The sequence below is a fragment of the Bradyrhizobium sp. BR 10261 genome, from assembly GCF_019455395.1.
GTDB lineage: Bacteria > Pseudomonadota > Alphaproteobacteria > Rhizobiales > Xanthobacteraceae > Bradyrhizobium > Bradyrhizobium manausense.
Map to the genome: position 1 here is coordinate 17,239 of NZ_JACOFQ010000003.1, position 26,150 is coordinate 43,388.

Consider the following 26,150-nt stretch of genomic DNA (forward strand, 5'->3'; position numbering starts at 1 on the left):
AGGTGCTTTCGAATATTGCGCCGCCAATGCGCGTAATCTTGCTAAAGATACGCTAAAGGCTAAGATTTCTTCCGAGAATGACCCCTAATCCGGAAGTTCCTTCCATGTCCGCGCGGCTCGATCGTATCGACCTCAAGATGTTGAGATTGCTGCAGAATAACGGCCGGCTCAGCAACGCCGAGCTGGCCGAAACTGTCGCGATCAGCCCCGCCACCTGCCATCGCCGCACCCAGCGCCTGTTCGAGGACGGCTTTATCGCCACGGTTCGCGCCATGGTGGCGCCGAAGAAGGTGGCCAAGGGCACGCTGGTGATGGTCGGCGTGGTGCTCGACCGCTCGACCCCGGAGAGCTTTGCGACGTTCGAGCAGGCGATTGCCAAGCTGAAATTCGTGCTCGACTGCCACCTCGTCGCCGGCGATTTCGACTACTTCCTCAAGATCCGCGTCGGCGACATGGAGGATTTCAACCGCATCCATGGCGAGCAGCTGATCGCGCTGCCGGGCGTCCGCCAGACCCGCACCTTCTTCGTGATGAAAGAGGTCGTCGACAACGCGCCGCTGGAGTTCTGAGCGGTGTCGAACGATCACGGACGACTCCTGCTCTGAGCCGGGCGCGGACCACCGAGTCGCCCCACACCACTTGCAAAATCGCACGGTCGTCACGGCAACTTCACTTGCCATGTGAGCGCACGCGGGCGACGGTCGCCGCTTCTCAACGAGGAGATCCGCCGTGCGCCTTCCCATTCTCGATCCGAAAGAGCTGAGCGACGAGCAGAAGCCGCTCTATGCCGACATGCAAGCGGGCATCAAGGACCACTTCAAAGGCTTTGTGAACATGCGCGACGACGGCGCGCTGCTCGGTCCCTGGAATCCCTGGATCCGCGAGCCGCGCTTCGGCAAGCCGGTGTGGGAGCTGGTCAAGGCGATCGCGTCGAACCCGCTGCTGCCCGCGCCGGTGCGTGAGGTCGCGATCCTCGTCACCGGCTCGCATTTCCGCTCCGGCTACGAGCTCTATGCCCATGTGCTGGTCGCCGAACAGCGCGGTCTCTCCGACGAAAAGCTCGCGACCATCGTCGCCGGGCAGCGGCCGGTCGATCTCACCAAGCAGGAAGCGGTCGCCTACGACATGGCGTCCGCGCTCGTCAGCGGCGGCGTTCTGCCGGAGCTGACCTGGCGCGCCGCCGTGAAGGAGTTCGGCGAGCACGGCGCCGCCGAGCTCTCCTACCTCGTCGGGGTCTATTGCATGGTCTCGGTGACGCTGAACACGTTCGACGTGCCGGTGCCGGAATAATCCGGAGTCATAGAGGCTGATTGCGCACGGCGTAAAGAGGCGTGCGCAGCGTCAGCTGATAGGACGGCTTCGGCATCCATGCGATCTGCGCGGTGATGCCGAACAGTCGGTTGTCGTTGTCGTCCATGTGGTCGAGGTCGAGCCGCAGGATCGGCTGGGTGAAGGGCTCCGCCAGGGTCCGGCGCGCAAGCTGCGCGCCGCCGAATGACTGCACGCCGAGGCGGCCCGTGAATTTCCAGTTGCTCGGCCATTGGTAATAGCCGCCGGCATAAAGGATCGTGTTCGGTTTGATCCGGGCGAGCTGGCTGGCGATGTCGGTGTGGGTGTATTGCAGGCCGGCAAGCCAGCCCCGCGTCTCGTCCTCGTCCAGTGCGTAGTCGAATTCCAGCACGTGGTTGAACGAATTCGTCATGCCCTGTTCGTTCGGCACCGACTGCGTCAGGGTGGATTGCAGTGTGATGGTCGGGATCTTGCCGCCGTTCTGCTGATGGAGATCGGCCTGCACGCCGATATTCCAGCTGGTGATGTCGAAGGACGACCAGCCGCCACCGATATCCGTCGACGAGCCTGATACACCGCCATAGAGCGACACGCGATCGCTGACATCCACGGTCAGCGGCAGGTCGACAGCGATCGATCTTGCGGCCGGCAAGCCGCTCGGCAAGGTCACGCCGCGCTGCGCCGCCAGCGCCTCGAATGCGGCCGAGAGTGAGCTGTTGCCGAAGCCGAGCCCGAACGTCCCCGCCGGGATCGTCGCATAAGTGGTGCGGAGATCGAGATAGATATTCGGGACGGCAGGCTTTGCCGGCGTGTCCTCCTCATCAGCGGCGCAGGCGGCGCCTGCCGAGGCCGTCAGACAAAGCAGTCCCATCGCGATCGTGCGCCAGGCGAGACGATCAATTGGGTTGCGATGAGACACGTGACAATCCGGCGCGTGGCACTCTGGACACGGAATTGCTCGCTAGATGGAACGTGATCGTTCGTGGGGTCAAGGTCTATCCGTGGGCCATGGACGATGCGGATGTACGCGGTTACCCTGCCGTGATCGCACCGACACACTCGCCCGCCAGACTGCCAACAGGGCAATTGAAGGACGCCAGCCATGAATCCGTCACGCCGCATCCTGCTCACTGGTCTGGCCGGGCTTGCCGTGGCTCCGACGGCTGTCGCCGCTGCGCCGGTGCCGGCTGCTGGTAACGCGACCGTTGCCGAGGAGCGCTTCGCGCGCATGATTGCCGCAGCCCATGCGTCCGACGTCACCGGCGTGGAGCAGGCCGAACGCTATGCGGATGCGCATTGGCCGGAGTATGTCGCTGCGGCGCGGGCCGTGCTCGACGCCCGCGCGTGATTGGAGCGCTTATTTCTCCACCGCGCGCCGCACCTGCTCGCCGATCTGCGACAGCACCAGCTGCGCTTGCGGCAGGATCATGCCCATGGCATGGAAATTGTGGACCATGCCGTCATGGCAGACGTGCTCGACCGCGACGCCGGCGGCGAGCAGCTTGCGCGCATAGGCATTGCCCTCGTCGCGCATCGGGTCGAATTCAGCGGTGTGGATGATTGCAGTCGGCAGGCCCGCGAGCCGCGTCGCGCGCAGCGGCGAGATACGGGGATCGGCAGCATCCAGGCCCTCGGGCAGATAGTCGGACAGGTCAGCCTCGATGGTGGCGCGGTCGATCAGGTGTCCCTCCGCGAAGGCCTCGCGCGAAGGTGATACCTCCTCGAAATCCAGCACCGGGCAGATCAGGCATTGTGCGGCGATGGAGAGGCCGACGCTCTGCGCCGCCTCCTGGCAGACGATCGCTGCGAGCGTGGCACCAGCAGAATCGCCGCCGACAACCAGCCGTTCGGCATCGATGCCGAGTGTTTCAGCTTCGCGCGCAACCCATTCAGTGGCCGCGACCGCGTCGTCGACGGCGGCGGGATATTTGTGCTCGGGCGCGAGACGGTAGTCGACCGACACGAGACGGCAGCCGGTCGCATGCGCCAGCGCCGCCGCGATCCGGTCATGCGTCGCGATGCTGCCGGCGACGAGCCCGCCGCCATGAAAGAAAACGAAGCCCGGCGCGCGGGAGCCGGCAGACGCCGGCGAATAGAGTCGATAGGGCAGCTCTCCGCCGGGGCCGGGCAGGACGCCGTCGGAGGCGGTCACATCAGGCGCCTCGGCGCGCGCAAATTGCATCAGCTTGGCCAGCGATTGCCGCCGCGCCTCGACGCTCGGCCGGCTCCGCGCCTGCGGCGCAGCTGCGGCCATCATGGTCAACAGGCGCTTCGCGAGTGGATCGAGCGGCATGGGAAACTCCGTGACATCCAGGCATTATAGCCGGTTTGGTGGCGATGTTGTCTCAACCTCCGTCCGGGGCAAGAGTTGATGCTTCGCCGCAGCAAATCGTTTAGAAATTGGGACAATAGTGCCCGGATATTTTTCGAGGGAGGCCTGTCATGGCCGAGATCAAGAAGCCGATCGACTATTCGCCGAGCTGGACCTTCTTCGAAGGCAAATGGCACGACGGCAATGTGCCGATCATGGGGCCGCGTACCCATGGCGCCTGGCTCGGCTCGGTGGTGTTCGACGGGGCGCGTGCGTTCGAGGGCGTTGCGCCCGATCTCGACCGTCACATTGCCCGCGCCAATCAATCCGCGATCAATTTCGGCCTGAAGCCGGTGGTCGATGCCGACACCTGGCTGGCGCTCGCCAATGACGGCATCGCCCGGTTCGCGCCGAATGCCGAGCTGTATATCCGTCCGATGTATTGGGCGCAGAATGGCGTCGGGGGCGGCGTGCTGTTCGACCCCGAGACCACCAATTGGTGCCTGTGCATCTACGAGGCGCCGATGCCGAAACCGACAGGCAGCGCGATCACGCTGTCGCCGTTCCGCAGGCCCACCGCCGAATGCGCGCCGGTCGATGCGAAAGCGGCCTGCCTCTATCCGAACAATTCGCGTGCCCTTGCCGAAGCCGCATCGCGCGGCTTCCAGAACGCGCTGATGCTCGACCTGCTGGGCAACGTCGCCGAGTTCGGCAATTCCAACGTGTTCATGGCCAAGGACGGTGTCGTCTTCACGCCGGCGCCGAACGGCACCTTCCTCAACGGAATCACGCGCCAGCGCGTGATCAGCCTGCTCCGCGCCGACGGCACCACCGTGGTCGAGACGACGCTACGTTATCAGGACTTTCTCGCCGCCGACGAGATTTTCTCGACCGGCAATTTTGCCAAGGTCGCACCCGTGATTCGCATCGACGAGCGGGAGCTGCAGCCGGGTCCGTTCTACACCAAGGCGCGCAAGCTGTATTGGGACTTTGCCCATGCGGTGAAGCTGGCGGCATAGGCGCGCCCGCCAAGGACTCCGCCGTCATCGCCCGCGAAGGCGGGCGATCCAGTATTCCAGAGGCGCCAATGATTCCTCGATGGGCTGCGGCGTACTGGATGCCCCGGTCAAGCCGGGGCATGACACCTGTTTCTAACCGCCTCTCCTGAACCGGCTGAACTGAAACGCCTGTGTCGAATGCCACGGCGTCGGATGCATCTCGCTGCGCGTCTCGACCAGCTCGAACGCGGGCCCGAGCTCGCTTGAAAGGCTGGCGCTGTCATGCCGCTGCACCGGCAGGCCGCTGCATTTCTCCGGGCCGTCAGGCGCGAACGTCGCGATGATCACCTGTCCGCCTGCCGCAACCGCCGATCGCAGGCGCTCGACATAGGCAGCGCGGTCGGCCGGATCGGTCAGGAAGTGAAACGCCGCGCGATCGTGCCAGATATCCCAGGTCCTCGCCGGCTGCCACATCGTGACATCAGCCACGATCCAGTCGACCGCCGAGGCGGCCGCACCGATTCGCTTCTTCGCCGCATCAAGCGCATTTGCGGAAAGATCCAGCACCGCGATGTCGCGATATCCGTCTTGCAGCAGCGCATCGACCAGCCGCGACGCGCCGCCGCCGACGTCGATGATGGCAGCGTTTTGATCGAGACTGGCCGCGCGGATCATCTCGAGCGAGATCGCCGGGCTGGCCTGAAACCAGCTGACCTCGGTCTCGCCCTTGGTGGCGTAGATGTTCTGCCAGTGCGTGGTGCGGTCGGACATGGTGGCTCCGGCCTTGGCCGGCATGGCGGCGCGCTGCTGGCGATGCCGCTATTCATTTGCAGTACGCGCGCCCGCGGCTCGCGGACGCGCCAGTGCGAACGAGAGACTACTCGTCCTTCTTCGACATCCGCTCGAGGCGTTCCTGCATGTCCTTCATCTGCTGGCGCAGGTCGTCGATGTTGGTGTCCTTGGCGGGCTCGGCATTCGCATCGGGCTCCGGTTCCGGAGTGGCCGAGCGCGCAGGCGTCGCAAACGGCTTGAACATCGAGAAAGTCTGCTGGAACAGCTCCATGTTGCGGCGGACCTGCTCTTCCAGCGGCGCGAAGGGCGTGCCGGACAGCGTGTTGGCGATCTGCTTGCGGAACTTCTCCTGCTCCTGGGTCAGCGTCGCGATCGACTGCTCCAGATATTTCGGCACCACCATCTGCATGCTGTCGCCATAGAAGCGGATCAACTGACGCAGGAAGGTGGTCGGCAAGAGGTTCTGGCCGGCCTTGTTCTCCTGCTCGAAGATGATCTGGGCGAGCACGGAGCGGGTGATGTCGTCGCCGGTCTTGGCGTCGTAGACTAGGAAATCTTCGCCATCCTTGACCATGGCGGCGAGATCCTCGAGCGTCACATAGGTGCTCGTTCCGGTGTTATAGAGCCGACGGTTCGCGTATTTCTTGATCGTGGTGGGTTGGTCTGATTTCGCCATGGGCTCTCACTTGCAAGCGCGGAGAACGGGAACCTTGCGGCCATGCCGCAGGGCGGGACGAGTACGCAACGCAACAAAGTAAGCATTTTCAACGGGGGCACGCCACCGTTTTGTGCGGCACGGTTAATTGCGCAGCAAAAACTTGCTTGCGAAAGCACCAAGAACGCTATTTTGAATGCGGTGCGGCATTGACATGCCTCAACGACGTTAACAGGATGCCGGATGAGACTGACGGGCCTTTTCCTGCGCCCGCCCGCCCCCTCGACACAGAACCTCAAGCCCCAGGAGATGCCCATGTCAGACGATGTCGTCATCGTCAGCGCCGCCCGCACCCCGGTCGGAAGCTTCAACGGAGCCTTCGCGACCCTTCCCGCACACGACCTCGGCGCCGTCGCCATCAAGGCGGCGCTGGAGCGCGGTGGCATCGAGCCCGGCCGGGTCTCGGAAGTCATCATGGGCCAGATCCTGACCGCTGCCCAAGGCCAGAACCCCGCCCGCCAAGCCTCGATCATGGCCGGCATCCCCGTCGAGAGCCCGGCCTGGGGCGTGAACCAGCTTTGCGGCTCGGGCCTGCGTACCGTCGCGCTCGGCTACCAGGCGCTCCTCAACGGCGATTCCGAGATCGTCGTCGCCGGCGGCCAGGAGTCCATGAGCATGGCTCCGCATGCTCAGCACCTGCGTGGCGGCGTCAAGATGGGCGGCCTCGAACTGGTCGACACCATGATCAAGGACGGCCTGTGGGACGCCTTCAACGGCTACCACATGGGTAACACCGCCGAGAACGTCGCGCGGCAGTGGCAGATCACCCGCGCCCAGCAGGACGAGTTCGCTGTCGCCTCGCAGCAGAAGGCTGAAGCTGCGCAGAAGGCCGGCAGGTTCAACGACGAGATCGTTCCTGTCACCATCAAGACCCGCAAGGGTGACGTGGTCGTCAGCGCCGACGAATATCCGCGCCATGGTGCCACGCTCGATGCGATGGCCAAGCTCAAGCCAGCCTTCGAGAAGGATGGCACGGTCACCGCTGGCTCCGCCTCCGGCATCAATGACGGCGCCGCCGCCGTGGTGCTGATGACTGCCAAGCAGGCCGCCAAGGAAGGCAAGAAGCCGCTCGCGCGCATCGTGTCGTGGGCGCAGGCCGGCGTCGATCCGAAGATCATGGGCTCGGGCCCGATCCCGGCCTCGCGCGCCGCGCTGAAGAAGGCCGGCTGGAGCGTCGGCGATCTCGACCTGATCGAGGCCAACGAGGCCTTTGCGGCACAGGCTTGCGCCGTCAACAAGGACCTTGGCTGGGACACTTCCAAGGTCAACGTCAACGGCGGTGCGATCGCGATCGGTCACCCGGTCGGTGCGTCCGGCGCGCGCGTGCTGGTGACCCTGCTGCACGAAATGCAGAAGCGTGATTCGAAGAAGGGCCTTGCCACCCTGTGCATCGGCGGTGGCATGGGCATCGCAATGTGTCTCGCGCGCGACTGAAACTGACACTTGACTGACGGGTGCGCTGCACACGCAGGTAGAGTGCGATGCACGCGATTAAAAAGGCGGCGGTTGCAAATCAAATATTCTTCGCAACCGCGCCAGCCTCGACTAAATACAAACGCCCGGCTCAACGCCGGGCGTTTTGTTCTTGATGTCCGTCAAACCAACCGCATAATCCATCGCTAAAAACCATCGCTCAGAAACGTCCGAAGAGTCCAAGGGAAGGAATACGATATGGCAAGAGTTGCATTGGTGACGGGTGGTACGCGGGGCATTGGAGCTGCGATCAGCAAGGCGTTGAAGGCGGCCGGCTACAAGGTCGCGGCGAGCTACGCCGGCAACGACGCGGCGGCGGAGAAGTTCAAGGCCGAGACCGGTATTGCCGTCTACAAATGGGACGTCAGCAGCTTCGATGCCTGCGCCGAGGGCGTAAAGAAGGTCGAGGCCGATCTCGGGCCGGTCGAGGTGCTCGTCAACAATGCCGGCATCACGCGCGACACCGCCTTCCACAAGATGACGCTCGAGCAGTGGAACGCCGTCATCAACACCAATCTCGGCTCGCTGTTCAACATGACGCGGCAGGTGATCGAGGGCATGCGTTCGCGCAAGTTCGGCCGCATCATCTCGATCTCGTCAATCAACGGCCAGAAGGGTCAGTTCGGCCAGGTCAACTATTCCGCAGCGAAGGCCGGCGACATCGGCTTCACCAAGGCGCTCGCGCTCGAGAACGCCAAGGGCGGCATCACCGTGAATGCGATCTGCCCCGGCTACATCAACACCGAGATGGTGCAGGCCGTGCCGAAGGACGTTCTGGAGAAGAACGTGATTCCGCAGATTCCGGTCAACCGGCTCGGCGAACCGGAGGAGATCGCCCGCGCCGTCGTGTTCCTCGCGGCCGACGAAGCCGGCTTCATCACCGGCTCGACGCTGTCCATCAATGGCGGCCAGTATCAGGCCTGATAGGAACATCAAGCCTGTAGCGTTGGGCGCGACAAGGCGATAGTGAAGACGCAAATGCCCGGCCTCGCGCCGGGCATAAGCGTCCTCAGAGCCTTTGATCGATGACCCCGCGTACTGCCACACTGATCGGATTGACCGCGATCCTGATGTGGTCGCTGCTGTCAGTGATGACGGTGGCGACCGGCAAGATTCCGGCCTTTCAGCTCGCCGCCATGACGTTCGCGATCGGCGGCCTCGTTGGGCTGCTCACCTGGATCGGCCGCGGTGATGCTGCAAAGAGTCTGCGGCAGCCAGTGGTGGTGTGGGTCGTCGGCGTCGGCGGCCTGTTCGGCTATCACGCACTGTATTTCCTCGCGCTGCGCTTTGCCCCGCCCGCCGAAGCGGGCCTTCTCAATTACATGTGGCCGCTGCTGATCGTGCTGTTCTCGTCCTTCCTGCCGGGCGAGCGGCTTGCCGTGCATCACATCGTCGGTGCGGTGCTCGGCCTCGTCGGCACGGTGCTGCTGTTTGCCGGCAATACGTCAGGCTTCGCGCCGGGTGCGGTACCGGGATTGATCGCGGCCTTCATCGCCGCCTTCGTCTGGGCGGCCTATTCGGTGCTGTCTCGGCGATTGAAGGCAGTGCCGACCGATGCTGTCGCCGGCTTCTGCCTCGCCACATCGCTGCTCGCCGCGCTGATGCATAGTCTGCTCGAGACCACGGTATGGCCGGAGACCATTTTGCAATGGCTCGCCGTGATCGGGCTCGGCATCGGCCCGGTCGGTGCTGCCTTCTACGCCTGGGACGTCGGCATGAAGTGGGGTGACATCCGCGTGCTTGGCGCCGCGTCCTACGCGACGCCGCTGCTCTCGACCGGCTTCCTCATTGCAGCCGGCTTTGCCAAAGCCAGCGCCAACATCGCGGTCGCCGCCATCCTGATCGCCGGCGGCGGCCTGATCGCCGCGAAGGACATGGTGCTGCGAAAGCGATGATCGTCATTCCGGGGCGCGCGAAGCGCGAGCCCGGAATCCATCTATCCGCGTCGATGATGGTGAAACGGATTCTCAGATGCGCAATTGCGCATCATAGCTCGCCGCTGCGCGGCGTCCCGGAATGACAGTTGGGCGACGGCTCCCAGCCCTTCGGCGCGAGCTCGAACTTTGCGAACTCGAATGCCGGCGCCACGGTGCAGCCGACCAGCGTCCACTCGCCAGTGGTCTCCGCCATTTGCCAGGCGTGCGCCGGCACGATGGCCTGCGGCCGCTCGCCGCTGACGAGGTCGGTGCCGAGCCGCACCTCGTGCTGGGAGCAGCCCTCATGGGCGATGCGCAGCATCAAGGGACTGCCGGCATAATAGTGCCAGGTCTCGACCGCATCGATCCGATGCCAGTGCGAGCGCTCGCCGCACGCCAGCAGGAAGTAGATCAGCGTCGAGCGTGACCGGCCGTTGGCGTCGGTGGTCTGGTCGCGAAAGGTCTCGCGGTAATGGCCGCCCTCGGGATGCGGGCGGAGTTCGAGGCGCGCGATGATCTCGGCTGCGGTCGGCATCGATCCCCGCCAGGTTTTATTGTTCAAGGCTTTGCGTCAGGACTTGTTCTTGCGCTCGCGCAGCTCGCCGAACACTGCGGCGGCATCCGCGCCCTTCATGTGTAGCCTGGCTGCGACCGCCGGTTCGTCAGCGCGCAGGAACACGTTTGCTCGCTTCTCATCGCCAAGCAGTGAGGGAATCGTCGGCTTGTTCTCCGCCCGCAGCTTCGCAACCTCGGCCGCCCTTGCCTGCAGCGCCGCATTGTCGGGCTCCACGGTGAGTGCGAATTTGACGTTGGACGCCGTGTATTCGTGGCCGCAATAGAGCTTGAAGTCGTCGGGGAGCGCCCGCAGCTTCAAGAGCGAGTCCCACATCATCGGATAGTTGCCCTCGAACACCCGGCCGCAGCCGATCGAGAACAGCGTGTCGGCGGCGAACAGCGTCTTCTCGGTATCGAACACGTAGGAGATGTGATCGAGCGTGTGACCGGGCGTCTCCAGCACGCGCCCCAGCAACGAGCCGACCTTGACCACGTCGGCATTGGCAACGCGCAAATCGACATTGGCGATCTTCGTCGTCTTGTCATGCGGCGCGACGACGCGGCAATTGTATTTCTGCTTGAGCTCGGCGACCCCGCCGACATGATCGCCATGATGATGGGTGATCAGGATGTCGGTGAGCTGCCAGCCCTCACGCTCCAGCGCCTTGATGATGGGGCCGGCTTCGGGGGCGTCGATCGACGCGGTTGCCTTGGTTTCCACATCGTGGATCAGATAACCGAAATTGTCGTTTAAACAGGTGAAAGTACGAATTTCGGCGGCCATGACATCTCCATCGCGCTCAGCCCCGCCAGACAAATATGGCGTTAACGTTGCGCAGGCAATGCAATATTGGGCGCGCAGCCGCGCCCCAGCGCATGTTACATTGCCCTCATGACCATCGACGTCGTCGACCTCAGAGAATTCTATTCCCGCCGTCTCGGCATCGTGGCGCGGCAGATGATCAATCGCGGCATCAGGGAACGCTGGCCGGGCGCCGAGGGCCAGCGCGTGCTCGGCATCGGCTACCCGACGCCCTATCTCGGATTGTTCCGCGAGGACGCGGAGCGCTGTATTGCCTTCATGCCGGCAGCGCAGGGCGTGCTCAAATGGCCGACCGGGCGGCCCGCGCTGGCCGCGCTGGTCGATGAGTTCTCGCTGCCGCTTCCCGACGCTGTTGTGGACCGCATCCTGCTGATCCATGCGCTGGAGATGTCGGACGATCCGGCCGCGCTGCTGCGCGAGGTGTGGCGGGTGCTGTCGCCCTCAGGGCGTGTCATCGCGGTGATTCCGAACAGGCGCGGCGTCTGGACGCGGAGCGACAACACGCCGTTCGGCCACGGCCGTCCCTATTCGCGCTCGCAGATCACGGACCTGTTGCGCCAGACCTGGTTCACGCCGACCGGCTGGGGCGAGGCGCTGTTCATGCCGCCTTATGCCGGTCGCTGGGTGCTGAAGTCAGCGCAGATGTGGGAGCGGGCTGGAGCGGCGCTGTCGCTGCCCTTCGCCGGCGTCCACATCGTCGAAGCGACCAAGCAGGTCTATCGCGCGATCCCCGCCAAGCGCGAACGGGCGAGGCTGATTCCCTCGCTGGCGAAACCGGTGCTGGTGCCGTCCTCGACCACGGTGAGGCGGGGCTGAAAACAAATCGTCCCGGCGGCGAGGCCGGGACGACTGCAATCCATCAAGATCGGAAGGGTGGCTTACTCGCCAGGGGCGAGATCGTCGCTTGTCGCGGCCGGAGCGGCCTCGCGCTCGGGACGCGGGCCGCCATGCGGCCGGCGGCGTCGCCGCGGATAACGCTCACCCCCGCCGCCAGTGCCACCTTCGAAGCCGCCGGGCGCACCGTTGGTCTGCGGCTGCGCGCCGGTGATGAAGGACGGCAGGCGATCGACGCTGCCGGCATCGGCGACGACAGGTTGCGGCTGGTTCTGCGGCTGCGGCTGCTGATGATATTGCGGCTGCGGACGATGGTCGCGCTCGCGATGCTCGCGCGGTTGCTGATCGCGCTGATAGGGCTGCTGGTTGTCGCGCTGCTGGTAATCACGCTGGTGATCGCGCTGGCCGTCGCGGTCGCGCATGAAGGGCTGTTGCTGCGGCGGCTGCGGAACGAAACCCGGCTCCTGGCCGAAGGCCGAGAAATTATCGCCGTCGTCCTCGCCGTCATCGCTGCTGGTGCTGATGGGCTCCTCGCCGCGCGGTTGCTGGTTCTGGCGGAACTGCTCCTGGGCCGCCGCGATCAGGCGGAAATAGTGCTCGGCATGCTGGTAGTAGTTTTCGGCGGCAACCGGGTCGCCCGAGGAGCGGGCGTCGCGCGCCAGCTGAAGATATTTTTCGGCGATGTGGGAGGCAGTGCCGCGGATCTTGATGTCGGGGCCGTTCGATTCGTAGACCCGGGTCATCGGGTTCTGGCCGCGTCGGTTGTTGTTATTGTTGTTGTTGCGGTTGCGCATCCGCTGCTTGTTCTGACCGTTTCTCATGTCCTGCCTTTAATTCCAGCCCTAGAGGTTGCACGCATTACTGATTGCTAGGAGTGACCTGATGACAAGGGTTCACAGGCCTCATGCGCACCGCGCGCAAGTGCGGTTTGAACCCTGCCAATGTTCGTCGGCCGTCGCGTTCAACAAAGACGCGTTCCCCACCCGCCAGCATCCATTGCCAGCGAACCCATTCATATCGCCTGCCGAAACAAGCCCAGCTTTGTTGCGTAAGTCTTCAAGCGCAATATCAGGCTTTCGTTCACGTTGCGGTCGGAGAGCAGCGCAGCTCTACTGGCCATCGCGCTCAACAGGACCTGCGGCTTGGAACCTATAATCAGTAAAGCTCTCGCCCGAGAGCCCGGCTTTCGCCCGTAGGTCTACGGGGCCGGCACCGATGTGTTGACCGGAACGTAGTCGTTCCCACGGGATATTCCAAGAGGTTTTTCGAGCCCAATCCGGCTTTTATGGGGGCATTTTTCGGGCCGAGACGGCCCTGGGAATGCCCGCCAGGTCAGCCTTGGGGGGCCGGTCGATCGATAACGCGGCAGCTGCCATTAAGGTTTCAATCATCGGCGCCTGTCCCTGGCCGGCCTCGACGATCAGCGCCCCGCCGGGGGTGAGCAGGCCGGCTGCCTGGGGTATCATGGCACGGTAGGCATCGTATCCGTCATTGCCGCCATCGAGCGCCAGGTGCGGATCGTACTCGCGGACCTCGATGCCCAATTTCGGAATCTCCCCTGCAGGAATATAGGGCGGGTTGGACACGATCAGGTCGAACGGGCCGCGAAGGGCCGCCGCATACGAGCAGGCGACGAAGCCGGCGCGGTGGGCGAGGCCGAGGGCGGCGGCATTGACCCTGGCGGTATCAAGCGCGGTCAGGCTGAGATCGGTGCCGACACCAAAGGCTTCGGGAATCTCGTGCAGCAGCGCAAGCAGGATCGCGCCCGATCCGGTGCCGATATCGGCGATAACAGGCGGATGAGAGCGACCGAGCTCGCGAAAATGCTCGAGTGCACGCTCGACCACCGTCTCGGTATCGGGTCGGGGGACCAGGGTTGCTTCCGACAAACGAAACGGCAGACCCCAGAATTCCCTGATGCCGAGAATGCGGGCGACCGGCTCATGTGCGAGCCTTCGCTGCGCGTACCCTTCGAGCCGCGCAGCCTCCTCTGGCGTGAGCGGTCGCGCCGCCTCCGTGATCAGGCCGGTCAGATCGAGCCCCAGTGCAGCGCCAACAAGCAGGCGCGCATCGAGGGACGGCTCCTCGACGCCGGCCGATTGCAGCAGCGCCGACAGCGCACGTCGCGCGCTCTCGATGCTCTGTCCGGGATCAAAGCCTGTCGCCAAGGGGAACCATCCTGCCTGGCATCGTGGATAGATCGGCTGCCTTGCCAGCGTCAACGGAAACGAGCGCGCTTGATCACCGCGCAGCGCAGGAGGGACATCCATGGCGGCCTATGACGATCAGAATGTCGTCCAGCGTCGAATAGGCCGTCGGATAGCTGTGCATCCGTGACCTCGGCCGGTTGGTCCGGCTGCGGCCGCTTGCTACTTTAGGCTAAGCCTCCGGCGACGGCGGGCGGCATTGTCGAGGCAGGCATGGCTCAAGCCAAGAGGGCGCAGCGGTCGAAGGTGGTGGCATCGGCGAGGCGCAGTACGATGCGTGACTCCGATTACGCAGCGCTGGCGCAGTTTCGCTACCAGATCCGAAGCTTTCTGGCATTCAGCGAGGCGGCCGCCGCCGTACAGGGATTGACGCCGACGCAACATCAGGCGCTGCTCGGCATCAAGGGCTTTGTCCGCCCGGGCCCGGCAACCGTTGGCGACGTCGCGAAATTTCTGCTGATCCGGCATCACTCCGCTGTCGAGCTGATCAATCGCCTCGAAAAGCGGGGCCTTGTCGCTCGCCTCGCCGATCCGGAGGATGCCAGGCGCGTGCATCTCAAGCTGACGAAAAAAGGCGAGCAGAAGCTCCAGGCGCTCTCGCGCAAGAACCTCGAGGAGCTCCGCCGCGCCGCGAGCCCGGCGCTGAGCCGTCTGTTGAAAACCTTCGGAGCGCCCGGCGAGGCCTGAACGCCCCGCGGCCTGTCAGGCCGCTGCGCCCTGTGCGGCGAGCTGCGCGGCCTGGTGCTCCGTGGTCAGCGCATCGGTGAGTTCGCCGAGCGCTTCGCCTGATATCACCTGCGGCAGCTTGTAGAGCGTCAGATTGATGCGGTGGTCGGTGACGCGACCTTGCGGGAAATTATAGGTGCGGATGCGCTCGGAGCGGTCGCCGGAGCCGACCTTCTCCTTACGCTCGGCCGAGCGTGCGGCATCGACGCGCTGCCGCTCGGCATCGTAGATGCGCGAGCGCAGGATGTTCATCGCCGAGGCGCGGTTCTTGTGCTGCGAGCGGCTGTCCTGCATCATCACCACGATCCCGGTCGGGATATGGGTGATGCGGATCGCCGATTCCGTCTTGTTGACGTGCTGGCCGCCGGCGCCTTGCGCGCGCATGGTCTCGATGCGCAGATCCTCGTTCCTGATCTCGACGTCGACATCCTCGACCTCGGGCATCACCGCGACGGTGGCCGCCGAGGTGTGGATGCGCCCCTGCGTCTCGGTGTCGGGCACGCGCTGCACCCGGTGCACGCCGGATTCGAATTTCAGCTTCGAGAACGCGCCGCGGCCCTGCACCTCCGCGATGATTTCCTTGTAGCCGCCGACAGTGCCTTCGCTCGCCGAGATCACCTCGACCTTCCAACCCTGCAAGGCAGCGAAGCGTTCGTACATCCGGAACAGATCGCCGGCGAACAGCGAGGCCTCGTCGCCGCCGGTGCCGGCGCGGATTTCCAGCACGACGTTGCGGTCGTCCATGGCGTCCTTGGGCAGCAGCGCGATGCGGATCTTCTGGACGAGCTCCTCGATCTTCGGATTGAGCTCGTCGCGCTCGGCTTCGGCCATGCTGCGCATCTCGGCATCGGTCGCCGGATCGGCGATCAGCGCCTCGGTGTCGGCGAGCTCCTTGACGGCAGAGCGATACGTCTTCACCGCCTCGATCAGCGGGGTGATCTCGGCGAGCTCGCGCGTGACCTGGACGTAGCGCTCGGAGGAGAGCTGTCCGAGCGACTCGGCCTCGAGGGACGCGTGATGCGCGAGCAGGAGGTCCAATTTGGCTTCGGGGAGTGACGACATGGTTCAGTCTCGAATAGCGGAGGGAAGCGAGGCGGCGACGGCGAGCGGCAGGTCCGCTACAACGCCAGGCCCTCGGCCTCGGCAAATTCCGTCAGCTTCTGCCGGATCGAAACGCTGCCGCTAGGTGCATCCAGCAGGGGTCCAAGCATCGCTGCAGCCTTGTTGACGTCGAGGTCGATCACCATCGCCTTGACCGGGCCGAGCGCGGTCGCCGACAGCGACAGCGAGCGGTAGCCCATCGCCAGCAGCGCCAGCGCGCCGATCGGCTTCGAGGCCATCTCGCCGCAGAGCGACAGCGATTTCTTCGCGGCCAGCGTTTTTTGCGCGATGTCGCGCAGCGCGCGCAGGATCGGCGTCGACATGGTGTCGAAGCGCTCGGAGACCTTGGCATTGCCGCGGTCGACCGCGAACAGGAACTGGAACAGATCGTTGGAGCCGACCGAGATGAAGTCGACCTTCTTCAGGAGTTCGTCGAGCTGGTAGAGCAGGGCGGGCACCTCGACCATGGTGCCGATGTCGATGCGCTCCGGCAGGGTGTGGCCATGCTGGCGCAAATAAGTCAGCTCGCGCTCGACCAGCGCCTTCGCCGAATCGAATTCGGCGACCTCCGTGATCATCGGGAACATGATCCGCAGTGCGCGGCCGCCGCCGGCCCGGAGCAACGCGCGGATCTGGCCGCGTAAGAGGCCGGGACGGTCCAGTCCGAGCCGGATCGCGCGCCAGCCGAGCGCGGGATTCTCCTCGATCACCGTCTCCATGTAGGGCAGCGCCTTGTCGCCGCCGATGTCGAGGGTGCGGAAGGTGACGGGCTTGGGGCCCGCGGCGTCCAGCACGGCGCGGTAGAGCGCGAGCTGGTCGCTGGTGCGCGGCAGGCTCTGTCCCACCATGAATTGCAGCTCGGTGCGGAACAGGCCGATGCCGGCGCTGCCGGTGTCGTCGATATGCGGCAGGTCGATGGCAAGGCCCGCATTGATCAGGAGCTCGACCTTCTCGCCGTCCTTGGTGACGCAGGGCCGGTCGCGCAGCGCCAGATATTGTGCCTGGCGGCGGGCGCGGAAGCGCACCCGTTCGGCATAGGCTGCTTCGATCTCCTGCGACGGGCGCACATAGATCGCGCCCGAGGTGCCGTCGACGATGATGGCATCGCCTGGATCGGCAATGCCGGGCGCATTCGGCACTTCGCCGACCGCGGGAATGCCGAGCGCGCGGGCCACGATCGAGACGTGGGAGTTGGCGGTGCCTTCCTCCAGCACGATGCCGCGCAGGCGCTTGCGGTCGTAATCGAGCAGTGCCGCCGGGCCCATCGCACGCGCGATGACGATGGCATTGTCGGGCAATTGTTCGCGTGAAGGCGCGTGGTCCTGGCCGACCAGCTGCCGCATCAGGCGGTAGCCGAGGTCTTCCAGGTCATGCAGGCGATCGCGCAGGTATGGATCGGTGGAGCGCAGCATGCGGGCTCGGGTGTCGGATTGGACGCGCTCGACGGCGGCTTCCGCGGTGAGGCCGGTGGCGACCGCCTCGTGCAGCTTGTGCGACCAGCCCTGATCGTTGGCGAACATGCGGTAGGCTTCGAGCACGTCGCGGTGCTCGCCGCCCTCGGCGACATCGCCGCGCTCCAGCATGCGGTCGAGATCCGAGCGCAGCTTGGCCAGCGCGGTGTCGAGCCGCTTGATTTCCTTCGGCAGGTCCTCGGCAATGTAGTCCTTGATGACGACGCGCGGCTCGTGCAGCACCACATGGCCGAGCGCAATTCCTTCCGAGAGGATCGCACCGGCCTTCTGCGTCGAATGGCGCGCGGCCGGCTCCAGGCCCGGCTGGGCCAGCGCGGACAATTCGCCTGACGCGATCAGCTCCGCCAGCACCATGGCGGTGGTCTGCAGCGCCTCGAGCTCCTCCTCGACATAGGTGCGCTTGGCGCGGTTCTGCACCACCAGCACGCCGAGCGTGTTGCCAGCGCGCAGGATCGGCACGCCGAGGAAGGAGTGATAGATCTCTTCGCCGGTCTCGGGGCGGAACGAGAAGGCCGGATGGCTCTGCGCGTCGTTCAGATTGAGCGGCGTCGCCTCGCTGGCGACAAGGCCGACCAGGCCCTCATGGGCGCTGAGGACGGTGTGGTGCACGGCCTCGCGGTTGAGGCCTTCGGTGGCGTAGAGCTCGAGGGTGTTGTCAACTCGCAGCACATAGACCGAGCACACCTCGGCCACCATGTTGGCGGCAATCAGCACCACGATCTTGTCCAGCCGCTCCTGGGCCGAGACCTGCTCCGCCATGGTTTCGCGGAGCCGTCTCAATAAGACGCGGGGACCTCCCGACGCGCTCCGCATGAACCGTCAATCTCCTCCGTCTGCCCGGTCCGGCGATATTGGCCGGCGGCTGGCCTAAAATTCCAGAAAAACAATCAAATTGTTTGTCCGGCGCAGGCGCAAACGCAAATCTTCCTGAGATTTTGTGCTTGCGTCGAATCAGCGCCGCCTGAACTGGGACACAGTCTGCGGCAGCCCACCCTGTCCGCCGTATAGCGAATTGAGGCTTGTTTTGCCAAGCAAAACGCCTGCCAAACGCGAAGGTGTGTACACCCCAGCGTTTGCTGCGACCGCTAAGAGAAAATTAGCCTTGGCATGGTCCGGAAAGTGCGAAGCAGTTTTCCGGCAAGACCATGCGACGGTCGCGCTTCAGGCCTGATCGAGGCCGTAGAGCGTGTGCAGCGTGCGCACCGCAAGCTCGGTATAGGCGGTGTCGATCAAAACCGAGAATTTGATCTCGGAGGTTGTAATGGCCCGGATGTTGATATTCCGTCCTGCGAGGGCCGAAAACGCCTGGGCCGCGACGCCGGCATGGCTGCGCATGCCGCTGCCGATCACCGAGATCTTGGCGACGTCGGTCGCAGTATCCAGCCGTGCATACCCGATCTTGGCCTTGGCGGCGGTGATCGTCTCCTTGGCCCTGACGTGGTCGGCGGCCGGCACCGTGAAGGTGAGGTCGGTGGTCTTGCCGTCTTCAGACACGTTCTGGACGATCATGTCGACGTTGATATTGGCATCCGCGAGCGGGCCGAAGATCGATGCGGCAACGCCAGGCTTGTCCTCGATCTGGCGCACCGAGATCTGGGCCTCGTCCTTCGAAAAGGCGATACCGGTGACGACGTGGTTTTCCATGATCTCCTCCTCGCCGCAGATCAGGGTGCCGGGCGGCTGGTTGGCATGCGGGTCGATATCCTCGGGCTTGTCGAAGCTGGAGCGGACGAAGATCGGCATGTTGTGGACCATGCCGAGTTCCACCGAGCGCACCTGGAGCACCTTGGCGCCCTGGGAGGCCAGTTCCAGCATGTCTTCGAATGCGATCTTGTCGAGCCGCTTGGCCTTCGGCACGATGCGCGGGTCGGTGGTGTAGACGCCATCGACGTCGGTGTAGATGTCGCAGCGATCGGCCTTGACGGCGGCGGCAATCGCCACGGCCGAGGTATCGGAGCCGCCACGGCCAAGGGTGGTGATACGGCCCGTCCTGGGATCGATGCCCTGGAAGCCGGCGATGACAGCGACCTCTTTCCGCTCCTGGAAGCGCTTGATGATCTCGCTGCCGTCGATGTCCTCGATCCGGGCCGAGGCATGAGCATCGCTCGTCTTGATCGGGATCTGCCAGCCCTGCCAGGAGCGGGCCTGGATGCCCATGCTCTGGAGCACGATGGCCAGCAGGCCCGAGGTGACCTGTTCGCCGGAGGCGACGACGGCGTCGTATTCGCGCGCGTCGTGCATCGGCGAGGCCTCGGTGCACCAGGCCACCAGCTCGTTGGTCTTGCCCGACATCGCCGAGACGACCACAGCCACTTCATGGCCTGCGTCGACCTCACGCTTCACATGGCGTGCGACGTTGCGGATACGTTCGATGTTGGCGACGGACGTGCCGCCGAATTTCATCACGAGACGGCTCATGACGACGCGTGCATTCCCTCTTGAGGATCAGTATGGTGACCCGCGCCGGACGGATGCCCAGGGGGATACCGACCGCGCGTATACAGAGGGGCGGGTCCGGGGGCAAGCGGGTTCCTGCACCGGCCAGTCCAGGCAATGGGTTATCAGAGGTCATGGCGCGCTATATTGACGAAATCCTGCAGCCCGGCGAGCGGGTGCTGTATTCGACCAATGCGCACTGGATCTTCTACTTCCCGGCCATTCTGGCCTGGATCGTGGCGATCGCCCTATTCGTGGTCTCTCGCCGGACCGACATCTACGGCGTGATGATCATCTGTTTGTTCGGCTCCGGCCTGGTGGCGCTGGCCGCCCTGTTCTGGACGGTGAAAGGCTGGTTCCACCGCTTCACCACCGAGACCGACGTCACCAATCTCAGGGTTGTGCATAAGACCGGGTTCATCAAGCGTCGCACCTTTGAAATGGCGCTGGATAAGGTCGAGAGTGTCGATGTCGACCAGACGATTCTTGGACGAATTCTCAACTATGGCGACGTGACCATTCGCGGCGTCGGCGAAGGGATCGAAACGATCAAGACCATCGCCGATCCGCTTGCCTTCCGTAGTTCGATCACCACGCGTTAGGACCGCGCGTAACCATGAGCATGCAGCAAGATAGTTCCGCAACTGCCACCATGCCGCCGGGCTCGACCGTCGACGCCGCCGAGATCGCGAAATTCTCAAAGCTGTCAGCCGAGTGGTGGGACCCCAAAGGCAAGATGGCGCCGCTGCACCGGATCAATCCGCTGCGGCTCGGCTATATCCGCGACGCCGCCTGCCGCAAGTTCGAGCGCAATGTGCGCAGCCTCAACAGCCTCGGTGGCCTGCGTGTGCTCGACATCGGCTGCGGCGCCGGCCTGTTGTGCGAGCCGCTGTCGCGCCTGGGCGCACAGGTCATCGGCGTCGACCCGTCGGCCAGCAACATTGCGGCCGCGAAGCTGCATGCCGGTAAGAGCCATCTGTCGATCGATTACCGCTGCACCACGGTGGAGGAGATTGATCCGCGCGAGCGCTTCGACATCGTGCTGGCGATGGAGGTGATCGAGCACGTCGTCGACGTCGGCGTTTTTCTCAAGCGCTGCGCCTCGATGCTGAAGCCGAACGGCCTGATGGTGGTGTCCACGCTCAACCGCAATTGGAAGAGCTTTGCGCTCGCCATCGTCGGCGCCGAATACGTGTTGCGCTGGCTGCCGCCCGGCACCCACGAATGGAACAAGTTCGTCACCCCTGACGAGCTGACCAAACATCTCCTCGACAACCGCCTCGTCATCACCGAGCAGACCGGCGTGGTCTACTCCCCCTTCGCCGACAAATGGACGCTCTCGTCCGACATGGACGTGAACTACATGGTGGTGGCTGAAGCGATGATGTGAGGGGGGCTGCTAGTCGTGGCCTAGCTGCTTCCACAAACACTGAGTTTGTGGCGCGAGCATCGCTCCCATGACGTTCGTGTGGTTGACCCATCGAATAGCTGACGGCACGGTGGCCGCAATCCTTTACCTGCATTAGCCACCCGTCCCATGTTCACCGTCACCAGTCTCTGGATTCCCTTCACCGTCATCGCTGCGCTCGGCCAGGTCGCGCGCAATGCGATGCAGCGGTCGCTGACGAAGCCGCTGGGGACATGGGGCGCGACCAATATCCGCTTCCTGTTCGGCTTCCCGTTTTCGCTGCTGTTTCTGGGGCTGGTGCTGGTCGCAACCGGCGATCACATCGGCATGCCGCCATCGATGTTCTGGCCGTGGCTGCTGCTGGGCGCGCTCAGCCAGATCGTCGCGACCGGTTTGATGCTGCTGGCCATGAACGACCGCTCCTTCGTGGTGACGACGGCCTACCTCAAGACCGAAGCGATCCAGACCGCGATCTTCGGCTTCGTCTTCCTCGGCGATCACCTGACCGGGCTGAAAGTGGTGGCGATCGTGATCGCCACCGTGGGCGTCGTCATCACTGCGCTGCGCCCCGGCGGCGAGAAGAGTTTTGCCGAGTTGAGGCCGACCATGACCGGGCTCGTTGCAGCGGCGGCGTTCGCGCTGTCTGCGGTCGGTTTCCGCGGCGCGATCATCAACGTTCCCGGCGTCTCCTTCGTGACCGCGGCCTCGTTCACGCTGGTGCTTGGCCTGTTCGTGCAGACGTCGATCCTGACAGTCTATTTGCTCTGGCGCGCGCCCAACGTGTTGCGGGGAATTCTCGGACTATGGCGGCCGTCCATGATGGCCGGCTTCACGGGCGCCTTCGCTTCGCAGTTCTGGTTCCTGGCGTTCGCGCTGACGGCCGCAGCCAATGTCCGCACCCTCGCGTTGATCGAGGTGCTGTTTGCGCAAGGCGTGGCGTATTACTCGTTCAAGCAGCCGATCGCGCCGCGCGAGGTTTTTGGTATCGTGCTGATCGTGGTGGGCGTGGCGCTGCTGGTCGGATTTTGACTTTCCCGGCCGCCGTCAAGCCCGGCCATGACGAGAAGCGAGACTATTAATTCCGGTCTTCCGGCAGGATCGGTAGCGGCGAGACCTCGATGCCCTCGTCGATCAGCGACTTCGCTTCATCAGGCGAAGCCTCGCCGTAGATCGGGCGATGTTCCTTGTCGCCGTAATGCATTGCGCGGGCTTCGTTGGCGAAGCGGTCGCCGACATTATCGGCGTTCGTCACGATGTGGTCGCGCAGCTCCTTCAGCTTGGCGCGCAGCTCGCGCTCCTGCGCCAGCATCAGCGAGGTCGGACCTGACGACGCAGCCTCTGGAGCGGCGGTTGTTGTCGGCTCCGCCGGCGGCGTTGCGCGCCCCTTCTTGCCGACGATGCGCGGCGCCATGATCGCCTTGTCGACCTTGGCCGAGCCGCAGATCGGACAGGTCACCAGCTTGCGCTTGACCTGCTGGTCATAGGCCGACGAGCTCTGGAACCAGCTCTCGAACTCGTGGTTGCGGTCGCAACGGAGCGCGTAGCGGATCATGCCGATCCTCGCACCAGGTGCAGATGATCCGGCCCGGCCTTGGGATCGGAGACGCCGAAGCGGCGACCGTGCTGGAGCGACGGGATGGCGCGGCGCGCGGTCTCGACCTTGGCCGGATCGATCTTGGCCATGATGATGCCGGGCTCGACATCGCCCTCGGCGAGGATCTCGCCCCAGGGATCGATGATCAGCGAATGGCCATAGGTCTCGCGCTTGTTCTCATGGGTGCCTGCCTGGGCCGCCGCGAAGATGAAGCAGCCGGTCTCGATCGCGCGCGCACGCAGCAGGATGTGCCAGTGCGCCTCGCCGGTCTTGCGGGTGAAGGCGGAGGGAACGGTGATGAAATGAGCGCCGCTCTCGGCCAATGCGCGATAGAGCGCGGGGAAGCGCACGTCGTAGCAGATCGTCAAGCCGACACGGCCCCAGGGCAGGTCGGAGATCACGGCGGTCTCGCCCGGCTGGTAATTGGCGGATTCGCGATAGCTCTCGCCGTCCGGCAGCTCGATGTCGAACATGTGGATCTTGTCGTAGCTCGCGAGCACATTGCCCTCGGGCCCGATCAGGAACGAGCGGTTGACCGCCTTTTCCGGCGAGAAGCGCAGCGCCAGCGAGCCGACATGAATATGGATCTTCAGCTCGGCCGCCAATGCGCGATAGGCCTTGAGCGAGGTATCGTCCTCCTCGCTCTGCAGATGTTCGAACAGCGCCTTGCGGTTCAGCTGCATCATGTTGCTGACTTCGGGCGTCTGCACGTAGTCGGCGCCCTTGGCGGCGGCCTCCCGGATGAGTCTCGTCGCCTGCGCCAGGCTCGGCCCCGGCATCAGGCCGGTGCGCATCTGCACCATGGCGGCGGTGAAGGTCCTGTCCTCACTCATGAGACCGCCTTGACGCTTTCAAGCAGGCCGTCGAGCTTGCCTTCGCGGTCGAGCGCGTAGAGGTCGTCGCAGCCGCCAATATGAGTTCCGCCGATCCAGATCTGCGGGAAGGTCGAGCCCGCGCCGGCGCGGTCGTACATCTCCTCACGCCAGGACGGATTCTTGGCGACGTCGAATTCGGTGAAGCTCGCCTTCTTGCGGGTCAGAAGCGACCTGGCGGCGGAACAATAGCCGCATCCCGGCCGGGTGTAGATCTCGACAGCAGCGGTCATGGTATCAAGCGCTCTCATGTCATGAATTTATTGAATTATATGGGGGTTTACCTGGTCTCGACAACCCGGGCAAAGACCAGCACGTCGACCTGGGCCGCCTTGGCGCGCAGCAGAGCGCGGGCGCAGGCATCCAGTGTCGCGCCCGATGTCAGGACATCGTCGACAAGGACGATGCGCCGGCCCTGGACCTCGGACTGACGGTCGGGGGATACCTGGAAGGCGCCCTGCACATTGGTGGCGCGCTGCGCCCGCGACAGGCCGATCTGCTGCTCGGTGGCGCGCACCCGGCGCAGCACCTCGGCTCTCACCCTCACACCGCTCTGGCGTGCGATGATCTGTGCCAGCGCGCCTGATTGGTTGTAGCGGCGGCGCCAGGCCCGCCGCCAATGCAGGGGCACCGGCACCAGCATGTCAGCGCCGTTGAGCAACTCGCCGCCCGCGCGCGCCATCCAGCGGCCCATGGCCGGCGCGAGATCGGTACGGTCCTGGTATTTCAGCGCATGCACCAGCGTGCGCGCGACATCGTCATAGCGCACCGCCGCGCGTGCCCGCATGTAAGCCGGCGGGCTCGCGATCGCCTCCATCGACAGCATGTCAGGGCCGGGATCGTAGACGAAGGGAATGCCGAGCCGCGGGCAATAGGGCCGTTCAATGAACGACAGCCGCGACCAGCACGCCGCGCACACACCCTCGCCATCGACTGGCTCGCGACAGGACACGCAGAGCGTCGGCAGCGCAATGTCGAGCGCGAGCTTTGCCGCCCGTGTCAGCACATAGCGGCCAGCCGTCCACGCGGCACGCAAAGGCGCGGCAATGGAACGGGATGGGGCGGCATCAGCTTCCATGACAGGAGGCTAGCGTTCCACGGCAATCCGCTCAAGCCACGCTCCCGTGCCCGGACGCGCAGCAGCGCTGCTGCGCGTCCGGGGCACGAGAGAGGAGCGGGGCACGAGAGAGGAGATTGCAATGGCCTGCATGATCGGCGTAACCAGCGGCATGGCTCAGACCCCACAGACCCCGCCCGCCTTGTTCGATCGCGCCCTGCTTCATGCGCGGCAGCGGCGTGCGCTGGCGCAGGGTCCCGAGAGCTTCCTGCTCGACCGGGTCGCCGAGGACATGTCCGACCGGCTTGCGGCAGTGATGCGCGAGTTTCACGCCCCGGCCGATCTCTGGACGCCTGGTGCGGGGCTCACAGGGCTGCGCGGAGGGTTGCTGTCCATGCAACGGATCGCGCTCGACGCAGCGGGCTCCGAGAAATTGCCCGTGGTGCCCGAAAGCCTCGATCTCGTCGTCTCGGCACTGGCGCTGCAATTCGTCAACGATCTCCCCGGCGTGCTCGCGCAGGTTCGCCGCGCGCTGAAGCCGGACGGGCTGCTGCTCGCCGCGATGATCGGCGGCGATAGCCTGACCGAGCTGCGGCAGGCCTTTGCCGCGGCGGAGGCCGAATGCGAAGGCGGGGTCTCCCCGCGCGTGGCGCCGTTCGCCGATTTGCGCGACATCGGCGCGCTGTTGCAGCGAGCGGGCTTTGCGCTGCCGGTCACCGACGTCGATCGTGTCGTGGTGCGTTATGGCGACGCGTTCACGTTGATGCAGGATCTTCGCCGCATGGGCGCGGCCAATGTGCTGATCGAACGGCGACGCACGCCGAGCCGGCGCGCGACGCTGCTGCGCATGGCCGAAATCTATGCCGAGCGCTTTGCCGATGCAGACGGCCGTATCCGTGCGACCTTCGACATCATCTGGCTGTCCGGCTGGGCGCCACATGCGAGCCAGCAGCAGCCGCTGAAGCCGGGTTCGGCGAAAGCGAGCCTGGCGGAGGCGGTGAAGAAGGCGGGGAAAGAGTGATTCGTGCCCCGGACGCGCTGCAGCGCTCTTGCGCTGCTGCGCAGAGCCGGGACCCAGTCTGCCGCTAGCATGGGCCCCGGCTCTGCAGCGCACCTCTGAAGAAGCGCTGCGCTGCGTCCGGGGCAAGCAGGCCTCACATCAGCAAATCGATCAAATGCGGGATCAGCGGAATGTCCGCCGGCGGCATCGGGTAGTCGCGCAGCTTGTTGGCGCGGACCCAGGCCAGGTTTTGCCCCTCACGCGGCGTGACGATGCCTTCCCAGCGCCGGCAGATATAGAGCGGCATCAGCAGATGAAATGTCTCATAGCCATGGCTCGCAAAAGTCAGCGGCGCCAGGCACGGCTCGGCGACGGTGATGCCGAGCTCCTCGTGGAGCTCGCGGATCAGGCTTTGCTCGGGCCGCTCGCCCGGCTCGAGCTTGCCGCCAGGAAATTCCCACAAGCCCGCAAGCGTCTTGCCTTCCGGGCGTTGCGCGATCAGGACGCGCTTGTCGGCGTCGACGAGCGCGCAGGCCACCACCAGTGTCAGCTTCAGCTCGGCCATGATCA

29 protein-coding genes are annotated in these 26,150 nt (G+C 64.7%); 13 read left to right on the forward strand and 16 right to left on the reverse strand.

Translation table 11 applies throughout. The features are described 5' to 3' along the window. Nucleotides 1–104: 104 nt before the first annotated feature. Complete coding sequence (locus HYH07_RS03895) at nt 105–569, forward strand: Lrp/AsnC family transcriptional regulator (RefSeq protein WP_057748152.1); 465 nt, start codon at nt 105–107, stop codon at nt 567–569. Between the two features lie 160 nt (nt 570–729). Continuing rightward, nucleotides 730–1,290 (forward strand): carboxymuconolactone decarboxylase family protein, encoded by a 561-nt coding sequence (locus HYH07_RS03900; RefSeq protein ID WP_220001239.1) that lies wholly within the window; start codon nt 730–732, stop codon nt 1,288–1,290. A gap of 7 nt (nt 1,291–1,297) precedes the next feature. Here HYH07_RS03900 and HYH07_RS03905 read toward each other — a convergent pair whose 3' ends face one another. Continuing rightward, complete coding sequence (locus HYH07_RS03905) at nt 1,298–2,161, reverse strand: hypothetical protein (protein ID WP_220001497.1); 864 nt, start codon at nt 2,159–2,161, stop codon at nt 1,298–1,300. 231 nt (nt 2,162–2,392) lie between these two features. On the opposite strand from HYH07_RS03905, the gene HYH07_RS03910 reads away from it, so the two are divergent. Beyond that, nucleotides 2,393–2,638, forward strand: coding sequence for a hypothetical protein (locus HYH07_RS03910; protein ID WP_220001240.1), 246 nt, complete (start codon nt 2,393–2,395; stop codon nt 2,636–2,638). A 9-nt stretch (nt 2,639–2,647) separates the two neighbouring features. On the opposite strand, the gene HYH07_RS03915 is transcribed toward HYH07_RS03910, so the two are convergent. Then, nucleotides 2,648–3,583 carry an alpha/beta hydrolase gene (locus HYH07_RS03915; RefSeq protein ID WP_220001241.1) on the reverse strand — a complete coding sequence of 312 codons (936 nt, stop codon included), beginning with the start codon at nt 3,581–3,583 and terminating at the stop codon, nt 2,648–2,650. A gap of 149 nt (nt 3,584–3,732) precedes the next feature. On the opposite strand from HYH07_RS03915, the gene HYH07_RS03920 reads away from it, so the two are divergent. After that, nucleotides 3,733–4,620 carry a branched-chain amino acid aminotransferase gene (locus HYH07_RS03920; protein ID WP_220001242.1) on the forward strand — a complete coding sequence of 296 codons (888 nt, stop codon included), beginning with the start codon at nt 3,733–3,735 and terminating at the stop codon, nt 4,618–4,620. 132 nt (nt 4,621–4,752) lie between these two features. Here the strand turns inward: HYH07_RS03920 and HYH07_RS03925 are convergent, their stop codons facing one another. Both HYH07_RS03925 and phaR read right to left on the reverse strand, forming a co-directional pair. Further along, nucleotides 4,753–5,370, reverse strand: coding sequence for a trans-aconitate 2-methyltransferase (locus tag HYH07_RS03925; RefSeq protein WP_220001243.1), 618 nt, complete (start codon nt 5,368–5,370; stop codon nt 4,753–4,755). Between the two features lie 106 nt (nt 5,371–5,476). Then, complete coding sequence (gene phaR / locus HYH07_RS03930; RefSeq protein WP_057747408.1) at nt 5,477–6,067, reverse strand: polyhydroxyalkanoate synthesis repressor PhaR; 591 nt, start codon at nt 6,065–6,067, stop codon at nt 5,477–5,479. 294 nt (nt 6,068–6,361) lie between these two features. On the opposite strand from phaR, the gene HYH07_RS03935 reads away from it, so the two are divergent. The 3 genes from HYH07_RS03935 to HYH07_RS03945 all read left to right on the forward strand — a co-directional run bounded on the left by HYH07_RS03935 (nt 6,362) and on the right by HYH07_RS03945 (nt 9,474). After that, a complete protein-coding gene (locus HYH07_RS03935) occupies nt 6,362–7,540 on the forward strand; it encodes an acetyl-CoA C-acetyltransferase (RefSeq protein ID WP_220001244.1) in 1,179 nt (392 codons plus the stop codon). Between the two features lie 237 nt (nt 7,541–7,777). Continuing rightward, nucleotides 7,778–8,503, forward strand: coding sequence for an acetoacetyl-CoA reductase (gene phbB / locus HYH07_RS03940; RefSeq protein ID WP_057747410.1), 726 nt, complete (start codon nt 7,778–7,780; stop codon nt 8,501–8,503). A 101-nt stretch (nt 8,504–8,604) separates the two neighbouring features. Beyond that, nucleotides 8,605–9,474, forward strand: coding sequence for a DMT family transporter (locus HYH07_RS03945; protein WP_220001245.1), 870 nt, complete (start codon nt 8,605–8,607; stop codon nt 9,472–9,474). A gap of 91 nt (nt 9,475–9,565) precedes the next feature. On the opposite strand, the gene HYH07_RS03950 is transcribed toward HYH07_RS03945, so the two are convergent. Further along, complete coding sequence (locus HYH07_RS03950) at nt 9,566–10,030, reverse strand: cupin domain-containing protein (protein WP_220001246.1); 465 nt, start codon at nt 10,028–10,030, stop codon at nt 9,566–9,568. Between the two features lie 36 nt (nt 10,031–10,066). Continuing rightward, nucleotides 10,067–10,834 carry a hydroxyacylglutathione hydrolase gene (gene gloB, locus HYH07_RS03955; protein ID WP_220001247.1) on the reverse strand — a complete coding sequence of 256 codons (768 nt, stop codon included), beginning with the start codon at nt 10,832–10,834 and terminating at the stop codon, nt 10,067–10,069. A 108-nt stretch (nt 10,835–10,942) separates the two neighbouring features. On the opposite strand from gloB, the gene HYH07_RS03960 reads away from it, so the two are divergent. Beyond that, complete coding sequence (locus HYH07_RS03960; protein ID WP_220001248.1) at nt 10,943–11,689, forward strand: methyltransferase domain-containing protein; 747 nt, start codon at nt 10,943–10,945, stop codon at nt 11,687–11,689. A gap of 62 nt (nt 11,690–11,751) precedes the next feature. Here the strand turns inward: HYH07_RS03960 and HYH07_RS03965 are convergent, their stop codons facing one another. Beyond that, a complete protein-coding gene (locus HYH07_RS03965) occupies nt 11,752–12,528 on the reverse strand; it encodes a DUF4167 domain-containing protein (RefSeq protein WP_220001249.1) in 777 nt (258 codons plus the stop codon). 462 nt (nt 12,529–12,990) lie between these two features. Next, nucleotides 12,991–13,875, reverse strand: coding sequence for a peptide chain release factor N(5)-glutamine methyltransferase (gene prmC, locus HYH07_RS03970; RefSeq protein ID WP_228749225.1), 885 nt, complete (start codon nt 13,873–13,875; stop codon nt 12,991–12,993). A gap of 312 nt (nt 13,876–14,187) precedes the next feature. On the opposite strand from prmC, the gene HYH07_RS03975 reads away from it, so the two are divergent. After that, complete coding sequence (locus tag HYH07_RS03975) at nt 14,188–14,601, forward strand: MarR family winged helix-turn-helix transcriptional regulator (protein ID WP_409363878.1); 414 nt, start codon at nt 14,188–14,190, stop codon at nt 14,599–14,601. Between the two features lie 15 nt (nt 14,602–14,616). Here the strand turns inward: HYH07_RS03975 and prfA are convergent, their stop codons facing one another. From prfA to HYH07_RS03990, 3 genes are all read right to left on the reverse strand, one after another. Beyond that, nucleotides 14,617–15,702: a peptide chain release factor 1 gene (prfA, locus tag HYH07_RS03980; RefSeq protein ID WP_220001252.1), complete on the reverse strand. Its 1,086-nt coding sequence runs from the start codon at nt 15,700–15,702 to the stop codon at nt 14,617–14,619. A gap of 56 nt (nt 15,703–15,758) precedes the next feature. After that, entirely contained in the window at nt 15,759–18,026 is a 2,268-nt protein-coding gene (gene ptsP / locus HYH07_RS03985) for a phosphoenolpyruvate--protein phosphotransferase (protein WP_220001253.1), read from the reverse strand. A gap of 348 nt (nt 18,027–18,374) precedes the next feature. Beyond that, entirely contained in the window at nt 18,375–19,631 is a 1,257-nt protein-coding gene (locus HYH07_RS03990; RefSeq protein WP_220001254.1) for an aspartate kinase, read from the reverse strand. A 152-nt stretch (nt 19,632–19,783) separates the two neighbouring features. Here HYH07_RS03990 and HYH07_RS03995 point away from each other — a divergent pair, with 152 nt between their 5' ends. The 3 genes from HYH07_RS03995 to HYH07_RS04005 all read left to right on the forward strand — a co-directional run bounded on the left by HYH07_RS03995 (nt 19,784) and on the right by HYH07_RS04005 (nt 22,086). Continuing rightward, nucleotides 19,784–20,251, forward strand: coding sequence for a PH domain-containing protein (locus HYH07_RS03995; RefSeq protein ID WP_057747421.1), 468 nt, complete (start codon nt 19,784–19,786; stop codon nt 20,249–20,251). A 14-nt stretch (nt 20,252–20,265) separates the two neighbouring features. Further along, the gene (gene ubiG / locus HYH07_RS04000; RefSeq protein ID WP_220001255.1) at nt 20,266–21,039 is read left to right on the forward strand and encodes a bifunctional 2-polyprenyl-6-hydroxyphenol methylase/3-demethylubiquinol 3-O-methyltransferase UbiG; all 774 of its coding nucleotides are present in this window, start codon (nt 20,266–20,268) and stop codon (nt 21,037–21,039) included. A 147-nt stretch (nt 21,040–21,186) separates the two neighbouring features. Further along, a complete protein-coding gene (locus HYH07_RS04005) occupies nt 21,187–22,086 on the forward strand; it encodes an EamA family transporter (RefSeq protein ID WP_220001256.1) in 900 nt (299 codons plus the stop codon). 46 nt (nt 22,087–22,132) lie between these two features. Here the strand turns inward: HYH07_RS04005 and HYH07_RS04010 are convergent, their stop codons facing one another. The 4 genes from HYH07_RS04010 to HYH07_RS04025 are packed head-to-tail and all read right to left on the reverse strand — an operon-like array spanning nt 22,133 to nt 24,601. Continuing rightward, the gene (locus tag HYH07_RS04010) at nt 22,133–22,609 is read right to left on the reverse strand and encodes a DUF1178 family protein (RefSeq protein WP_220001257.1); all 477 of its coding nucleotides are present in this window, start codon (nt 22,607–22,609) and stop codon (nt 22,133–22,135) included. Then, a complete protein-coding gene (locus tag HYH07_RS04015) occupies nt 22,606–23,484 on the reverse strand; it encodes a carbon-nitrogen hydrolase family protein (protein WP_220001258.1) in 879 nt (292 codons plus the stop codon). The genes HYH07_RS04010 and HYH07_RS04015 overlap by 4 nt, the downstream gene beginning before the upstream one ends. After that, nucleotides 23,481–23,756 (reverse strand): glutaredoxin 3, encoded by a 276-nt coding sequence (grxC, locus tag HYH07_RS04020; RefSeq protein WP_220001259.1) that lies wholly within the window; start codon nt 23,754–23,756, stop codon nt 23,481–23,483. The genes HYH07_RS04015 and grxC overlap by 4 nt, the downstream gene beginning before the upstream one ends. A 47-nt stretch (nt 23,757–23,803) precedes the next feature. After that, nucleotides 23,804–24,601: a ComF family protein gene (locus HYH07_RS04025; RefSeq protein WP_220001260.1), complete on the reverse strand. Its 798-nt coding sequence runs from the start codon at nt 24,599–24,601 to the stop codon at nt 23,804–23,806. Nucleotides 24,602–24,731: 130 nt separating this feature from the next. Between HYH07_RS04025 and HYH07_RS04030 the strand changes: the two genes are divergently transcribed. After that, on the forward strand, nt 24,732–25,601 hold the full coding sequence (locus tag HYH07_RS04030; RefSeq protein WP_220001498.1) for a methyltransferase domain-containing protein: 870 nt from the start codon (nt 24,732–24,734) through the stop codon (nt 25,599–25,601). A 133-nt stretch (nt 25,602–25,734) separates the two neighbouring features. Here the strand turns inward: HYH07_RS04030 and HYH07_RS04035 are convergent, their stop codons facing one another. Continuing rightward, a complete protein-coding gene (locus tag HYH07_RS04035) occupies nt 25,735–26,145 on the reverse strand; it encodes a (deoxy)nucleoside triphosphate pyrophosphohydrolase (protein ID WP_057747428.1) in 411 nt (136 codons plus the stop codon). Between the last annotated feature and the right edge of the window lie 5 nt (nt 26,146–26,150).

Bases quoted from the DNA above. Each gene is read 5' to 3' on its own strand.
- HYH07_RS04005 (WP_220001256.1), top strand. From the start codon at position 21,187: ATGTTCACCGTCACCAGTCTCTGGATTCCCTTCACCGTCATCGCTGCG.
- HYH07_RS03905 (WP_220001497.1), bottom strand. From the start codon at position 2,161: ATGGGACTGCTTTGTCTGACGGCCTCGGCAGGCGCCGCCTGCGCCGCT.
- HYH07_RS04015 (WP_220001258.1), bottom strand. From the start codon at position 23,484: ATGAGTGAGGACAGGACCTTCACCGCCGCCATGGTGCAGATGCGCACC.
- HYH07_RS03950 (WP_220001246.1), bottom strand. From the start codon at position 10,030: ATGCCGACCGCAGCCGAGATCATCGCGCGCCTCGAACTCCGCCCGCAT.
- ubiG (WP_220001255.1), top strand. From the start codon at position 20,266: ATGAGCATGCAGCAAGATAGTTCCGCAACTGCCACCATGCCGCCGGGC.
- HYH07_RS03895 (WP_057748152.1), top strand. From the start codon at position 105: ATGTCCGCGCGGCTCGATCGTATCGACCTCAAGATGTTGAGATTGCTG.
- ptsP (WP_220001253.1), bottom strand. From the start codon at position 18,026: ATGCGGAGCGCGTCGGGAGGTCCCCGCGTCTTATTGAGACGGCTCCGC.
- HYH07_RS03990 (WP_220001254.1), bottom strand. From the start codon at position 19,631: ATGAGCCGTCTCGTGATGAAATTCGGCGGCACGTCCGTCGCCAACATC.
- HYH07_RS03995 (WP_057747421.1), top strand. From the start codon at position 19,784: ATGGCGCGCTATATTGACGAAATCCTGCAGCCCGGCGAGCGGGTGCTG.
- prfA (WP_220001252.1), bottom strand. From the start codon at position 15,702: ATGTCGTCACTCCCCGAAGCCAAATTGGACCTCCTGCTCGCGCATCAC.
- HYH07_RS03925 (WP_220001243.1), bottom strand. From the start codon at position 5,370: ATGTCCGACCGCACCACGCACTGGCAGAACATCTACGCCACCAAGGGC.
- HYH07_RS04025 (WP_220001260.1), bottom strand. From the start codon at position 24,601: ATGGAAGCTGATGCCGCCCCATCCCGTTCCATTGCCGCGCCTTTGCGT.
- HYH07_RS03945 (WP_220001245.1), top strand. From the start codon at position 8,605: ATGACCCCGCGTACTGCCACACTGATCGGATTGACCGCGATCCTGATG.
- HYH07_RS03975 (WP_409363878.1), top strand. From the start codon at position 14,188: ATGCGTGACTCCGATTACGCAGCGCTGGCGCAGTTTCGCTACCAGATC.
- HYH07_RS03965 (WP_220001249.1), bottom strand. From the start codon at position 12,528: ATGAGAAACGGTCAGAACAAGCAGCGGATGCGCAACCGCAACAACAAC.
- HYH07_RS04030 (WP_220001498.1), top strand. From the start codon at position 24,732: ATGATCGGCGTAACCAGCGGCATGGCTCAGACCCCACAGACCCCGCCC.
- HYH07_RS04035 (WP_057747428.1), bottom strand. From the start codon at position 26,145: ATGGCCGAGCTGAAGCTGACACTGGTGGTGGCCTGCGCGCTCGTCGAC.
- HYH07_RS03935 (WP_220001244.1), top strand. From the start codon at position 6,362: ATGTCAGACGATGTCGTCATCGTCAGCGCCGCCCGCACCCCGGTCGGA.
- phaR (WP_057747408.1), bottom strand. From the start codon at position 6,067: ATGGCGAAATCAGACCAACCCACCACGATCAAGAAATACGCGAACCGT.
- grxC (WP_220001259.1), bottom strand. From the start codon at position 23,756: ATGACCGCTGCTGTCGAGATCTACACCCGGCCGGGATGCGGCTATTGT.
- HYH07_RS03920 (WP_220001242.1), top strand. From the start codon at position 3,733: ATGGCCGAGATCAAGAAGCCGATCGACTATTCGCCGAGCTGGACCTTC.
- HYH07_RS04010 (WP_220001257.1), bottom strand. From the start codon at position 22,609: ATGATCCGCTACGCGCTCCGTTGCGACCGCAACCACGAGTTCGAGAGC.
- HYH07_RS03915 (WP_220001241.1), bottom strand. From the start codon at position 3,583: ATGCCGCTCGATCCACTCGCGAAGCGCCTGTTGACCATGATGGCCGCA.
- gloB (WP_220001247.1), bottom strand. From the start codon at position 10,834: ATGGCCGCCGAAATTCGTACTTTCACCTGTTTAAACGACAATTTCGGT.
- phbB (WP_057747410.1), top strand. From the start codon at position 7,778: ATGGCAAGAGTTGCATTGGTGACGGGTGGTACGCGGGGCATTGGAGCT.
- HYH07_RS03910 (WP_220001240.1), top strand. From the start codon at position 2,393: ATGAATCCGTCACGCCGCATCCTGCTCACTGGTCTGGCCGGGCTTGCC.
- HYH07_RS03960 (WP_220001248.1), top strand. From the start codon at position 10,943: ATGACCATCGACGTCGTCGACCTCAGAGAATTCTATTCCCGCCGTCTC.